Origin of the sequence: Alteromonas sp. MmMcT2-5 (genome assembly GCF_022348315.1) — a bacterium.
Lineage (GTDB): Bacteria > Pseudomonadota > Gammaproteobacteria > Enterobacterales > Alteromonadaceae > Alteromonas > Alteromonas macleodii.
The window spans coordinates 338,438-352,769 of sequence record NZ_JAKRFB010000002.1; the positions used below are offsets into that span (position 1 = coordinate 338,438).

At 45.8% G+C, this 14,332-nt stretch carries 14 protein-coding genes; 9 read left to right on the top strand and 5 right to left on the bottom strand.

From position 1 onward, the window contains the following. The first annotated feature begins 587 nt into the window (after nucleotides 1-587). The 7 genes from MHN09_RS03490 (at nucleotide 588) to MHN09_RS03520 (ending at nucleotide 7,887) form a co-directional block, all read left to right on the top strand. Nucleotides 588-3,191 carry an MMPL family transporter gene (locus MHN09_RS03490; RefSeq protein WP_239239141.1) on the top strand — a complete coding sequence of 868 codons (2,604 nt, stop codon included), beginning with the start codon at nucleotides 588-590 and terminating at the stop codon, nucleotides 3,189-3,191. Between the two features lies 1 nt (nucleotide 3,192). After that, complete coding sequence (locus tag MHN09_RS03495) at nucleotides 3,193-4,083, top strand: outer membrane lipoprotein-sorting protein (protein ID WP_239239143.1); 891 nt, start codon at nucleotides 3,193-3,195, stop codon at nucleotides 4,081-4,083. Nucleotides 4,084-4,111: 28 nt separating this feature from the next. Continuing rightward, on the top strand, nucleotides 4,112-5,725 hold the full coding sequence (locus MHN09_RS03500) for a hypothetical protein (protein WP_239239146.1): 1,614 nt from the start codon (nucleotides 4,112-4,114) through the stop codon (nucleotides 5,723-5,725). A gap of 27 nt (nucleotides 5,726-5,752) precedes the next feature. Then, nucleotides 5,753-5,959: a DUF2892 domain-containing protein gene (locus MHN09_RS03505; protein WP_014977706.1), complete on the top strand. Its 207-nt coding sequence runs from the start codon at nucleotides 5,753-5,755 to the stop codon at nucleotides 5,957-5,959. 150 nt (nucleotides 5,960-6,109) lie between these two features. Further along, nucleotides 6,110-6,691 (top strand): DUF3299 domain-containing protein, encoded by a 582-nt coding sequence (locus MHN09_RS03510; RefSeq protein ID WP_014951170.1) that lies wholly within the window; start codon nucleotides 6,110-6,112, stop codon nucleotides 6,689-6,691. A gap of 5 nt (nucleotides 6,692-6,696) precedes the next feature. After that, entirely contained in the window at nucleotides 6,697-7,143 is a 447-nt protein-coding gene (locus MHN09_RS03515) for a hypothetical protein (protein ID WP_014951169.1), read from the top strand. A gap of 15 nt (nucleotides 7,144-7,158) precedes the next feature. Beyond that, nucleotides 7,159-7,887 (top strand): DUF3299 domain-containing protein, encoded by a 729-nt coding sequence (locus MHN09_RS03520; protein ID WP_239239149.1) that lies wholly within the window; start codon nucleotides 7,159-7,161, stop codon nucleotides 7,885-7,887. An 18-nt stretch (nucleotides 7,888-7,905) separates the two neighbouring features. On the opposite strand, the gene MHN09_RS03525 is transcribed toward MHN09_RS03520, so the two are convergent. The 4 genes from MHN09_RS03525 to MHN09_RS03540 all read right to left on the bottom strand — a co-directional run bounded on the left by MHN09_RS03525 (nucleotide 7,906) and on the right by MHN09_RS03540 (nucleotide 10,971). Further along, the gene (locus MHN09_RS03525; RefSeq protein ID WP_039229147.1) at nucleotides 7,906-8,703 is read right to left on the bottom strand and encodes an HAD family acid phosphatase; all 798 of its coding nucleotides are present in this window, start codon (nucleotides 8,701-8,703) and stop codon (nucleotides 7,906-7,908) included. 62 nt (nucleotides 8,704-8,765) lie between these two features. Further along, complete coding sequence (folE2, locus tag MHN09_RS03530) at nucleotides 8,766-9,692, bottom strand: GTP cyclohydrolase FolE2 (protein WP_075177252.1); 927 nt, start codon at nucleotides 9,690-9,692, stop codon at nucleotides 8,766-8,768. A 95-nt stretch (nucleotides 9,693-9,787) separates the two neighbouring features. Then, nucleotides 9,788-10,264 (bottom strand): MerC domain-containing protein, encoded by a 477-nt coding sequence (locus tag MHN09_RS03535; RefSeq protein WP_230633809.1) that lies wholly within the window; start codon nucleotides 10,262-10,264, stop codon nucleotides 9,788-9,790. Between the two features lie 71 nt (nucleotides 10,265-10,335). Continuing rightward, nucleotides 10,336-10,971: a DUF2796 domain-containing protein gene (locus MHN09_RS03540; RefSeq protein ID WP_239239152.1), complete on the bottom strand. Its 636-nt coding sequence runs from the start codon at nucleotides 10,969-10,971 to the stop codon at nucleotides 10,336-10,338. 90 nt (nucleotides 10,972-11,061) lie between these two features. Between MHN09_RS03540 and MHN09_RS03545 the strand changes: the two genes are divergently transcribed. Continuing rightward, the gene (locus MHN09_RS03545) at nucleotides 11,062-13,464 is read left to right on the top strand and encodes a TonB-dependent receptor (RefSeq protein WP_239239155.1); all 2,403 of its coding nucleotides are present in this window, start codon (nucleotides 11,062-11,064) and stop codon (nucleotides 13,462-13,464) included. Between the two features lie 40 nt (nucleotides 13,465-13,504). Then, the gene (locus MHN09_RS21375; protein ID WP_275446412.1) at nucleotides 13,505-13,630 is read left to right on the top strand and encodes a hypothetical protein; all 126 of its coding nucleotides are present in this window, start codon (nucleotides 13,505-13,507) and stop codon (nucleotides 13,628-13,630) included. Nucleotides 13,631-13,753: 123 nt separating this feature from the next. On the opposite strand, the gene MHN09_RS03550 is transcribed toward MHN09_RS21375, so the two are convergent. Next, nucleotides 13,754-14,263 (bottom strand): nuclear transport factor 2 family protein, encoded by a 510-nt coding sequence (locus MHN09_RS03550; RefSeq protein ID WP_239239158.1) that lies wholly within the window; start codon nucleotides 14,261-14,263, stop codon nucleotides 13,754-13,756. Nucleotides 14,264-14,332: the final 69 nt, after the last annotated feature.

Consider the following 14,332-nt stretch of genomic DNA (forward strand, 5'->3'; position numbering starts at 1 on the left):
CACACTCCATGCACTTCCCATGTCGTCACCTTCAGTATTTGTCATCTACGCAATTTGGCCTCTCCGTCGCTAAAGCTATCCTAGCTACAAACTGCGTTCTGTATTTATCCGTTAGTCTAATGTATGCGTGATCTGTGCCAAACCTTAAATTCAATTTAGAATGATTTTAATTTACTGATTTTTAAAGATTATTTTTATTTTTGGACAGTGGGTAGCTCGTATTTGAAAAACTAAGGTTGAGTAGGTATGTAGTTTTTTCTCGGTGGTGTGTAGCGTTTTACAAACACTTTTCTTTTCTCTGTGTTACTCGTCGCATTGCTCTTGATCTTTTCTAAAAATACATTAGATTATTTATATATTAGAATAATCTAATTTAATACTGTGTCCCATAAACGCTGTGGCCCATAAATGTACCCATTGTTTTTGCTAACGCAGGTAGGCGTTGTGAAATGTTCTGCAGATCAAAGGTCATGGTTTGTGAAAGTGGAGCGCCACTCAACACGCCAAGGAAACACAGTGGATGGAGTTAAACCAGTCGTATCACGATTAGAGGGAATCAATGTATTTCCTAGTAGGAGTTCATAGCTATGTTCACGGCAGTTATTGAAAAATTACTGTTCCTCTCTACCCGGAAAGGTAAGTGGGTTTATGCCGCTTTACTGTTGGCTGTTGTCTTTTGCGCTTATCAAATGCGGCTAATTACGATAGACACCGACCCAGAGAATATGCTTGAATCCAATCATCCTGCCCGCGTCTTTCATAACGATGTGAAGCATACTTTTGCTATGCACGACGCGATAGTGGTGGGGGTTATAGCATCACCGGCCAATGACACAGCCACTCATAATGCTGCTTTAAGTACCAATAAAGGCATCTACACACCAAACAACCTGCAAGCAATAGACGGTGTTACCCAGCAAATATTAAACACTGAGGGGGTTATTGCTAGAGATGTCATGTCGTTCTCAACAGTGGACAATATTACTCAAGGTGACGACGGTGAGCTCAAGTTCTCTTGGATGATGTCACAAGCCCCATCATCGCAAGAGGAAGCAGATTACATTGCCAATGCTATTGCACGCCTTCCAATGTTACAGGGGAGCCTGGCTTCTTCATCACACAATGCTGCGGCTATCTATGTGCCCATTAAAGATAAAAATGAGAGCTTTCGTATTGCGGAAGACATTCGTGCCTATATTGGCGCGAATACAATAAACGAAACATTGCAGTGGCACATAACAGGACTCCCTGTTGCTGAAGATCAGTTCGGCGTTGAAATGTTTATTCAAATGGCAATTTCAGCGCCAGCTGCGGGACTAATGATTTTTATCCTCCTCTTTGTCTTTTTCCGCAATTTTACGCTGATTACCGCCCCGATGGTGGTGGCAATGGCAACAGTAATTATCACAATGGGGGCGCTAATCGGCTTAGGTTTCACTGTGCACATCATGTCATCGATGATTGCCATATTTTTGATGCCTATCGCTGTTGTTGACTCGGTGCATATATTGTCTGAGTTTTCAGACCGCTATAAACCAGGTCAAAAGGCCGATGAAGTGATTACCACAGTGGTTGAACACCTATTTCAGCCGATGCTGTTTACGTCGCTGACCTCTGCGGCAGGGTTCTATTCACTTATGCTAACTCCCATTCCACCCGTACAGATTTTCGGTGCTTTCATTGGCTCAGGTATTCTGTTGGCTTTCGCTATTACGCTTACCTTTATACCTGCTTATATATCAAGAATGTCGCCAGAGGCGCTCGCAAAATTGCAGTCTGCACTGCACGCCGATGCCAATACCTCATCAATGAAAACAACATACTTACAGCGATTTGTGTACGGTATTCGCACCTTGGCGCTAAATTATAAAGGGGCATTACTCGTTGCGTTTATGGTGATTTCAGCGGTATCAGTGTGGGGTATTTTCCAAATACAAATTAACGATAACCCTGTGCGCTGGTTTAAAGAAAATCATGAAATTCGCGTAGCCGATAAGGCGCTTAATAAGGAGTTTGCGGGTACGTATAACGCGTACATTGTTATTGAAGATACCCGCAAGCTGAAAAGTGCAGGTGAAGTACTGCAAAGTACAGTGTTGCCCCCTTCACTAGATGAATGGCGTGAAACAACCCTCGATACACTAAACAATGAAAATGCCGGCAATAATTTTGAGACTCTCGCATTTGTCGTCGATGATGCATTATTTGGTGATCTTGATAGCGACGAATATGACGCTTTAAATCGATTGCTTTCAAGCATTGATGAGATTAAAGGCACAAGCAAAACGTTTCAACAGCCCGATAATGTAGTGCTGCTTTCAGACCTGCAAAATTACCTAAGCACTCAAACGCTGGTGGGTAAAACTCAGTCCCTCAGTGATGTGATTAAAGTGGTTAACCGAGAGCTGCATTCGGGCAATGACAGCGACTACGTGTTACCTAATACTCAGCCGGCGATAGCTCAGACGCTCTTGCAATATCAGTCCTCTCATAGGCCTCAAGACTTGTGGCATTTCGTGACACCAGACTATCGTAAAACCTTGGTGTGGCTACAACTATCCAGTGGTGACAACCAAGATATGACCGAGGTAATTGAGTTAGTCGATAACTACTTCGCTCAACACCCACTGCCTGATGGCCTGACATATCAATGGGCAGGTAAGGCATACCTAAATGTGGTGTGGCAGGACAACATGGTTGCAGGCATGTTAGACAGCTTACTTAGCGCCTTCATTATTGTTTTTGTGATGATGGTATTGCTGCTGCGCTCACTGATATTCGGTGTATTAGCCATGCTGCCCCTTACCATAACTATCACCTTTATTTACGGTGCTATTGGCATTGTAGGTAAAGATTACGATATGCCTATTGCCGTGCTCTCAGCCCTGACATTGGGTTTGTCGGTAGACTTTGCCATTCACTTTCTGGCTAGAGCCAAAGAGATTTACAAGCAAACGGGTAACGTGAGTAAAACGTTTGATGCCATGTTTGAAGAGCCTGCTAGCGCTATTACTCGTAATGCGCTGGTCATCGCGCTTGGCTTTACGCCGCTGCTTTTAGCACCACTTGTGCCTTACATCACCGTGGGCATTTTTCTGGCAAGTATCATGTTTATTTCAGCACTCGTTACGCTGCTGGTGTTGCCAGCTGCTATGACGTTGCTTAAACGTTGGGTTTTCAAGGAGGCCTAAAATGCGTATTTCCATATTATCAGTGTTCATGTGGCGTCGACCAAAAATACGAAACCTTCGAAGCATGTTCAGGGGCCTTGTTGCGCTATTACTTATATCGGGTAATGGATTCGCTCAAGCCTTGGCAACCCAAAGCGACGAAAGCAGCAGTAGTATCGATGTTGCTGAAATCGTTAATAAGGCTGAGCAGGCGGCGTACTACGCGGGCAATGACGGACGTTCAATGGCGAGAATGCTGATTGTAGACGAGCAAGGTCGAAAGCAAATGCGTCAGTTTACTATTCTGCGCAAAGATGTGCTGAATGAGGCAGGCGCCGACACCGGCGATCAACGTATGCTGGTTTTCTTTAGCCGTCCTACTGAAGTTGAAGGTACGGTATTTCGCGTTGAAAAGCATGCGGCGCTTAATTCTGATGACGACCGTTGGTTATATTTGCCGGCTTTAGATTTGGTAAAGCGGATAGCGGCTGGCGATAAACGTACATCGTTTGTTGGTTCTCATTTCTTCTATGAAGATGTTTCCGGCCGCGCAACAGCGCAGGACAGTTTTGAGCTGCTTGAACAAACCCAAACTCATTATCACTTAAAAGCAACGCCCAAGGACACAGCGCTCGTTGAGTTCAGCCACTATGTAGTAGAGATAGACAAAGACACTTATTTGCCCACCTTAATTAACTTTTATAAGGGTGACAATAACTACCGCCGCGTTGAAGCTGTAACTATTGAGACTATACAGGGCAATCCTACTGTGGTGAGAAGTAAGGTGACGGACCTTGCATCAGGTGGCTATACCCTTATGGAATTCAGAGGGATTGAATACGACATAGGTCTTCCAGATAGCATATTTAGTGAGCGTAGCCTTCGTGTGCCACCGCAACGCTATATTAAATAACACTATTTTGAAAAAGGAATTTAGCACGGTGCGCTTGCCTAAATTACTAGCTCCATCCATATGGATGACGCTGCCTAGCCATGCCTATTGTCTTCCTGAGCGGGTTAAAAAGCAATGGAGGGCGCACGCTTTACTCGCGCCGATTATTTTCATTTTTGCATTAATGGCAGTAGTAAGTTTACCGTTAAGCGCTCAGACGTTAAATGTTGAAAGCCAGAACCCAAAAGACCCGTTAAAAATCGGTACACAAGAGTACAAAGCTAACGTAAACGACGAGTGGGACAGCGTGTGGCCTGAGGAGGATAATGTCGAATCAGGTGACGATTGGAGCGATAAGTGGGATGACGAATGGGGCACTGACAGCAAAAGTAAGCTTCGTATTTCTGGTTTCGCCGAGCTCGCCGTAGGAAACCGTTTTTCCCGTGACATGGCTACCGCGTTTGGCAGTCAGAATTCACAAATGAACGAGAGTTTTCAAGCTGCTAACGCGCCATCCGTGTTAAGTAACAGCACATTGCGCGACGCCAGAGTTCAACTTCGCGCAGACTATGCATTAGACAGTTCCTCCATTTCCAGTAAAGCAGACGTTTGGTATGACGGCGTAACGTCGTCGTGGGAATCACAATTTCGCGAACTGGCATGGCAAGGTAGCTTAAGCAGTATTCTACCCAGCACTTTAGTCGGCACGGGGGACTGGGCAAATGCATTTGACATTAAAGTCGGTAAGCAAGTGCTGACTTGGGGGACAGGGGATTACTTGTTCTTAAATGATCTCTTCCCTAAAGATTATCAGTCGTTCTTTGCAGGAAGAGAAGACGAATACCTTAAAGCGCCGAGTAATGCATTAAAGGTGTCGGGCTACACGGATTTTGCCAATGTAGACTTAGTCGTCACACCTGAATTTGAGCCTGATATTGGTATTACAGGCGAAATATTTTCTTTTTACAGCCCGCAATTGGATGAAAACATTGCCCCTTCGTTTTCTGTTGAACGTGATAATCGCCCACGAGGAAGTGAGCTTGCCTTAAGGGTGTATAAATCTGTTAAGGGGATGGAGATTGCAGGCTATGGTTACACCGGTTATACAAGGCAGCCCACCGCGACAGATTCTCTTGGAAGACCGCGCTACAGTAAAATGAATGCCTATGGCGCAAGTGTTGTCGCGCCTCTGGGGCGGGGGATAGCAAATGCGGAATATGTTTTCTACAACAGCCTTGAAGACATAGATGGAAGTGACGGGAAAATAGCGAATGATCAAAGTCGTTTCTTACTAGGCTATAGCCAAGAAATTGCCGCAAATCTTACCGGTGGTTTCCAGTGGTACACCGAGTACTTACACAATGGGGATGGCCTAAATAGAACAGTCTCGTCTTCTGAGCGAGTTCAAGAAAAATACCGCCATTGGGTGACGACCCGTTTAACGTGGTTAGCACTTCGTCAAACACTGACGTTAAATACTTTTCTGTTTTATTCACCCAGCGATAGCGACGGATACCTAAAGACTACAGTGGCTTATTCGCCCACCGACAAGTGGCAAGTGCGAGCGGGGGTGAATGTCTTTTCAGGTAAGGACAACTATACGTTTTGGGGGCAGTTTGAAGACGCAAGTAATGCGTTTATTGCCTATCGATTTTATTTTTAATCTCTTCCAATATTTAAGGATTACGCTATGTCTCAGGAAAAAGCATTAACCGCCTTCGCAGGGCTCATGGTGTTGTTGTCTGTATTACTAACCCAGTTTGTTCATGCAAACTTTATGTGGTTTACCGTGTTTATTGGCGCAAACTTGTTCCAACAGAGCTTCACTGGCTTTTGCCCAGCAACGCTATTTTTTAAACACGTGCTTGGGCTTAAAAGTGAACGGGAGCTAGCGTAATCAACTGATGCTTCACAAATGCGCTAGCAAAGCATTTTCTATTGAGTAATTGGCGCTAAGTAACATTTTGCAAAGATAAACGCTTATCGCAATTTACTACGTTGTGATATGTTATAACGTGATTGTTAAATAGTATGTTAGGTCATCTTTGTGAAATTTTCTGTCACGCTTTCTAGCGTTAAATTCGGTTTAATTGCGGCACTATTGGTTTTATTTAGCACGTTAAACCCAACCCAAGCCGCCAATTACGAGGAAATTGACTGGGTAGCTCTTATGCCCGAGGACGATTTGAGCGCGCTTTTAAATAGGCCTGAGTTTTTAAACGATATTGCCGATGGCTCTGCCGCCGACTCTGTCGATGACTTTGCTTCAAAGCAGCTAGAAGATGAACAAGCACAGCGATACCAACAAGCGTTAGTGTCGACGCGAGTGATAGAGGCGTTTGACGGGAAGGCTATCCGCATCCCTGGATTTATAGTGCCTTTAGAGCAAAACGATGAGCAAAAAGCGACGGCTTTTTTCGTCGTTCCTTATTTTGGGGCTTGCTTACACATGCCACCACCGCCGCCAAATCAAATTTTGTATGTTGAATACAAAGAAGGCATTGCAGTTGAGAACTTGTACGACCCTTATTGGTTTGAAGGCACGGTAAAAATAGACAACCACGAAAGCGCACTAGGTACATCTGCTTATTCGTTAGTGCTAGACAGCTTCGCGCTTTACGAGGAGTAACTGATATGAAAAAAACAGTCGTTGCAGCTACCGTTTTATCAAGTCTTATAGCATTTCATAGTACTGCGTGTGAACTACACGCAGGTATGGGAAACATGCAGTTTGGCTTTCAGCACCCCATGATGCAACAGCACTTAGCGGCAGCTAAGGAGCCGCTCATTTCGCTCAATATCGACAGAAAGCGAGAAGTGGCTAAGCTTGAGGCGTCAGCCGTTCCGCTGCGATTTACCATTCCTTCGAACTATAAAGAAGTTAGCGTAGATGTGATGGCAAGTGATGGCGTAACGCTACTGTCGCCGCAGCGCTTTTCTTTGCCGTCTACAAAGGGCGAACAAGCCATTAGCTTTCAGGCACAAGAAGAAGGCACGCACGAACTTGTTCTAAAAGTCTATGCGCTTAAAAAGAATGTGCCAGTAACTTACACCCGCAAAGTCAAAATTTTAGCAAGTTAAAAGCTAGGATAATGTATGAAGCGCGCCACGTACGTTTTACTGGCTTCTATTATTGCTTTGATTGCATTGGGCGCGCTGGTGGGGCTCGGCCTGAGGGGTAAGCTTGATAGCGTAATTGAGCGCTTTTTCGAGAATAACACGGCGATTTATCAAGACAGCCACAGGTTAACTACCGTTCAACAGTTCCAACCCTTATCGTGGGACGCGCTGTTACCTGACGCCGAAAAGGCGCTGTTGGGCAACACCCAATCGACTCAAAATCCTCAGCAGAATTTACCCCTTCATGAACAGGTATTTCAGTCTATTCAACGCACGTTTGACGATGAATACCAGCAAGCGCTAATCTCAGTAAATACGGTTGATACATTTAATGGCAAGTACGTCGAGCTCAGCGGGTTTATTGTGCCTGTAGAAGCCAATGCACAGCGAGAAATAACGGCGTTCTTCATTGTGCCTTATTTCGGCGCGTGCATTCATTACCCACCCCCGCCACCGAATCAAATTGTGTTTGTTTCGTTGAATAATACCCACGAGCAAGGCGGCATTAGAGGAATAGACATCCAGCAGGCGTATACGTTCTCGGGTGAGTTTTCTACCGGGTTGTATGAAGACCCTCAGGGCACATCCGCTTACTTACTGGATGTGGTAGAAATAAAGCCCTATTCCGGGCTGGGAAATGGCATTAACGATAACAACGCTAATTTAACGAACGGCGCTTTCCATATAGAAAGCGACATTCGTTGATTTTACTTTATCAATGGTCTACCAAGAACCGTACATGGGGTTTGGCAGAATAAAAATCTCTGTGCCCACTCGTGGCATGAGCAACTCAACGTTGGCAGATTCTTGGGTTACGCCGCCCACATCTTCAATGTTGTCGCCAATTTGCATGATAATAGTGTGAGGCACAGCCCACGTAGACGACACGTCTTTAGACGTATTCGAACATGCGATCTTGCCCTGGGTAAGCTGCATTCTGCGCAAGTCTTTGTCATTAACCATACCTTCCTGGCCTACCGCTTCTTTGTCTTCAGTCGTGCGGCCAACAACACAGGTATTACTCGTGGTAAGCGGCAAACCTTGCGCCAAAAGGTTATTCCAGGTGTGACTATCAAGCGCTTTATTGCGATTCGTAATAAGCGCCACCTTGCCATTTCGTGCAACTACTTCATCGATGAAAGCGGCTACACCAGGCACCAGTGTGGCTTCTTCACGTTTTACCCATTCGGCCCAGCTTTGTGAAGAATATCCCAAGCCAGCACTTTCCCGTTCTTTTTGATAGGTGCTATTGTCTAGCACGGTTTCATCAACATCCATCACCACAACATCGCCATTAGCAAAACGCGTAGGTAGCGCTGAAATAGCTTGGCCATACACAAAGCTTGAGAGAACAGGGTACTCTTTGCTGCTGGTTTGGTATATCACGGCATTTGACAGAGTGTGTGATTTTACACCAGCAAGCGGGGTTGATGGCGCAGACGAGCACGCCGCAATAGCTGATACTGCAGCGCCTATGCACGCTGCTTTGCTGATGTAAGAGAGCTTGTTAAGAGATAACAATGTTATTTTCCTTTTATTGTTTCTTCTGCCTACCGGTTTCAACACCCAAATTATGTCTGAATTTATCGATGAACTGGGCCTGATAATTCAGCAATGGCGTCGTGTGCATGCAGACTTTCTTGATGTTCTACTTTTACACGAAAATAGGTAGCTTGGTAATACGTACTTAACGCTTCATGCAGTCGCCTTACCGAATCTTCTACAAACATTAGGTTTTCAGCATTACGCTTGGCAAACGCCTGTTCATCTTCACGCTTAACTGCGGTTTGAAGCGGTGTGCCTAACGCGTTTTCTATCAGGTCAATAATACCAATAAAATCGGGGATCTCGTTGTCGCTTAAATCTAGGGTTATATCGGCAAAGGAACGCTGTGCATGCGCCGTGGCGATACTGGCTTGTTTAGAAGCGAGCCAAGCGCCCATTTCTTCTACGGATAAACCTTTTCCTTCGAATTGCTGCACAAATACTTCTGATAACGCCTTGCGAGAGAGGGAGGCCGAACAAGGACAAGTACTAGAGTACGGTACTCTTAACTTAAGCTGTGCCTCATAACGTTCAGGTGATCGTCTTACGCAAAGTGAAGCAGGGTACGATTGATATCCTGACATCCTACTTATGAGCGCCGGACGCGACACGGTGAGGTCAAAGTGTAAATTAAGCTGGGCGCTGTTGCTCAGCCCATCTTGAGACTCGATAAGCGCGTTCATTAACGACACAAGTGCCGACTTATGTAAGTCTTGGTTGCTCAAATATCGCTGCAGCAAGCTGTACAATCGAGACATGTGAATGCCTTTAGCATTGGGGTGATCTAAACTCACTGTTACATCGACTTTTGCTTGGCTGGCTAATCGCTCACCGCGCTTACCTAGCACGTGCAGAGGGATAGCGATGCCCTGCATGCCTACACTATCAATAACAGGAAGTTGCGCAGTGGAATGCTCTTTAGTGACATCGGGAAGTACCGTGTCGGAATGATTAAAACTAGACAAAATAACCTCTGAATGAGACCTCAAAAACGACTTACACCACTAATATTGCGAGCGTCGCTCGATAAGAATTACCCGCTTTTGAGATTATGATGAAACTAATAGGGTTGTGATTGGGTGGTCTCGCGCTCTTCGCAAATAGGCTCCTGCACGCTCGACCTAAGCCGATAGTTAATCAGGTGCGCACCAACGATAATAAACGACGCGATTACCGTGATTGTTACTTCACCATATTCACCTAGTACTTCGTGTCCTAAGCCTACCCATTCAACCAGCAGCGGACTACTTAAAAGTGTTAGGCCAAAAACGCCAGCAAATACTACCCACTTATTTTTGTGATGTAGGTAGCCTAGTGAGAGCGCAAAAACACCGATGGGCAGCACAAAGAACAGCAATATTTGATGGAAGGTTTCATCATTGAGAATTGACACACCTGCCAATGCAGGTATGGAAATCAATAAAATAGGCGTTAATAAACAATGTATTACGCAAAGGGATGAAAGGAGCATAGCGAGCCTGTCTGAAATGAACTGCACTTTTGGCATTGCGCTGCTTCCTTGAGATATCGAATTCATAGTATGTCCGAAAATTGCTATGGCGCACGCACAATGAGTGAAGCTTGCGCCTGAGAGAATAAAAAATCTAACTAGCTGCTTATCAGTAAGGTTGGCTGACTTGGCGTTATCTCTAGTGCGCCTTGTCCTTTGTTGGTTACCCAAATTGCATTAACGTGCTGCAGGCTTGGCCAATGGGGAAACCCTGTCATCTCAATACGCTTTACGGGGCCTTGGCAACTAAGCAAATATGCGACACGAAAATCAGAGTGCGTGTTGCGATGGGCATGGTCTTCGTGTTCACTTTCATGCTCGTCATGCTCGTCATGCTCGTCATGCTCGTCATGCTCGTCATGCTCGTTAGCTACCTCCCATGGGCTTTCAAGTGTGGTATCGAGTAATTCACACGTATTGCTCAGGGTAAAAATATCGTCAAAGCGCTGAAAAACCTTTTGCGTTTCTTTATAACGTTTTTTCTCGCTAGTCGTGGATGGCGCGTATTCAAACCCCAGAACATCAGCAGCAGGCAGCTGCAGCACAAACTGCCACTCACTTCCCGCTTGTAGGATTTGTAGTTTGCCTTCGCCGTGAGTATGAGGCGCAGCATGAACAGCGTTGATACCCATCCCAGCCAAATTCAATCCGACAAAAGTACCTACCTTAAGAAAAGTTGAAGAGGCGCGTAGCGCTTTTTGTGAATTCTTCCACGTAATAGAAATAGTTTTCATTTTTACCTCTTGCGCAAACGTTACAATATAACATACCATAAAAATAAATATGATACATTATCACATTACACAAATTCAGAGGTTAGAATAATGAAACTGTCTCGATTGGCGTTAGGCTTATCGCTTTCAGCGCCTGCGTTGCTATTAGCATCTCCGTCAGCGCTGGCACAAACACTTTCTGGCACGGTAACTAATGCAGCCGGAAAGCCGCTCGCCAATGCCACTGTTGAAATTGAGGCGCTAAAGCGCGTTACCAGCACTAACGAGCTGGGCGAGTTTACTTTCTCTAACGTAAAGGAAGGCGACTATACGCTTCACATATTCGCCTCTGGCTTCGCTCACTTACATGAGCATGCGCAAGTTCAATCTGACAACGCAGAAGGCGCTAACTTTGTCTTGGCGCGCAGTGCTATCGAAGTGATTGACGTGCACGCCACGCCTATGCATTTATCGGTGATGGAATCGGCCACACCAGTGAGCGTGTTATCTGGCGAAACCTTACGTCGGCAACAAGCGGCCACGCTGGGCGATACGCTAGAAAAATTACCCGGAGTACAGTCTAACTTCCATGGCAATGTTGCGAGCACGCCAATTATTCGTGGCCTTAGCGGACCACGGGTACTGATTACTCAAAATGGCTTGGATGTGAGCGACGTTTCCCGTGTTGGCCCCGACCACGCAGTAGCAAGTGAAGCCTCAACCGCTAAACAAATTGAAGTGCTGCGTGGGCCAGCAACCCTGTTCTTCGGAAGCGGTGCGATAGGCGGTGTGGTGAACGTAGTTGACCAACGTGTGCCCACGTCCACTGAAACGCGCGGTGAATTTGTATTAGAAACGCAAACCGTTAACGACCAGAAACTTGGAACGTTTAACGTGACTACTGGGGTGGACAACATAGCCTTTTACGCTGACGGTTTTTATCGCGATTCAAATGATTATGAAACACCTGTTGCCCCTGACATTGATGACCCAGATGGCGCCCATGTGGTTGAAAACAGTAACGAAGAATCGAATGGGTTTACGTTAGGGACCAGCTATTTATTCGACCAAGGCTATGTTGGCGTAGCGGTAGAGCGATTTGAGCGAGAGTATGGCGTGCCTGGGCACAGCCATGGCGGAGATACTTCGGTATTCGCTGATCTTGAGCAAACTAAGTATCAGCTTTTAGGTGAGTACAACTTTACCAATGACTTTTTGCAAAGTGTTCACTTTAGAGCGGGCTATACCGATTATGAACATGCTGAAGTTGAGGGCGGTTTAGTAGGTACCACTTTTAGTAATGAAACCGAAGAACTTCGCGTAGAGTTATTGCATAAACCCATGGCTGGCTGGCGCGGTGGTATCAGCCTTCATTACAAAGGGAGCGATGTATTTGCTCAAGGCGAAGAAGCCTTTACACCGCCTTCAGAAATGGAGATGTTTGCTGTAGCACTCATGGAAGAGCGTCACTTTGGTGATTTTCTGGTTCAACTAGGAGCGCGAGCGGAAAGCGTAACATTAGACGCATCAAGTGTGCTGTTGCCTGAGCTTGACGCTCACGAGCACGACGATGAACATGATCATGATGAGCATGCTCACGACGAACATGAACATGAAGGCAGCGAGTTCGTACGACAGTTCGCGGTAGATCAAGAGTTTACACCTATATCGCTATCAGCGGGTGTGGTTTATACCATTAATGAAAGCTATAACGTGGGCGTTTCACTTTCCCGTTCAGAGCGCGCCCCTTCTGCCTCTGAGCTTCTTTCTTTTGGCCCGCATATTGGCACCCGTACCTATGAAATTGGCGCCCTTTTTGATTTGTCAGAGGAAGGCGAGTTTGTGCTTTCTCAAACGGCAATCGATCTTGAGACAGCAAATAACATCGACCTAACGTTCAGAAAAACACAGGGTGACGTTGGCTTTGTATTTAATGCTTTTTATAACCAAGTAGATAACTACTACTTCCAAGAAGAAACCGGCTTATTCGCTGAAAGTGGTCATGACCATGATCATGGCGAAGAGGGGCACGGTGAAGAAGGGCATGATGAAAACAGCGATGAATTACCTGTTTACCTGTTTGGTTCAGCTGACGCCGTTCTTCATGGTTTTGAGTTACAAGTTGCCTGGCAAACCACTGACAACCTAAAACTCGATTTCTTCGCCGACTACGTTAAAGCCCGCCTTAAAGATGGTGGCGCACTGCCTCGCACTTCGCCCATGCGAGTGGGCTCACACGTTGCCTACACGTTAGATAACATTCGCGCAGATTTTGACATCACATATTTTGCAAAACAAGACGATATCTCGACGTTCGAGACTGAAACGGACGGCTACACCCTTGTTGATGCTTCAATCACGTACGACATTCCTTTGGGAGATATTGATTTATCGGTTTACCTGAGCGGTGAAAACCTAACCGACGAAGAAGCGCGCGTTCACACCTCATTTCTGAAAGATATTGCACCACGTCCGGGTAGAAACTTTGCTTTCGGCGTACGCGGTTATTTCTAAGATCAGCTTATAAAAAAGAATTATTGATAGGGATACACACATGAAAAATAGACTAGTACTAAGCGCCATAGCCAGCGCACTTTTGCTCGCAGGCTGTGGTGATGCAGAAACCAATATTGTAGAGCTGGATCCTATTGAGGTGCCAGAGGATGATCACGACCACTAATCAGATGTAGTGCTCTGAAAATGCTAACAAGCATTTAGATCGTAGATGAAGACTAGGGGCATAGCAATATGCCCCAATTTACCTACTTCCGCTTTTGACTCTGATCTTGTGAGTTAAAGAGAATCACGCAAAATCTAACAAGTCAGTACCGAAGAAGTTATCGATGACACAGCGCCATTCTCCACTTGCATCCCTTTGCAGAACATAAACGGCGCGCTTACCCTCGCAGGGTAGGGCGTTGGGTGTTGCTTTGGGCACAAGGTAAAGCTTAGCGACGACTAGCGCTACGTCACCGGCTTTTATAACCCGTTCATCTCCGGTTGTAACAAAATGATCGGGCATGAATTTCTTTTGAAATTTAAGCAAGGCATCAACGCAGTCGCGCTGCGTGGCATGTTCTTCAGCGGTTTGGTTTTGCGTTGAGCTGGACATAGGGGTCGCGACCACTGTTGCATCGCTAGCATAACATTGGGATAAGGCGTCTTGATCGCCGCGGTTTACTGCGTCATGCAACTGTTGTAACACGTGAGATATTGGATTGTTCATGGCTGTCGTTCCGTTATTTTTACCGCAAGACGAGCCAATAAAAAACCCGCCTTTGCGGTAATGCCAGTCAGTTAAGCTGACTGGCATTTTTCTTTGTGGGGTATTTAGTCGGTCTTTTCCTCACTACTCTGGGGTAATACCTGTCAGGTCGTTTGT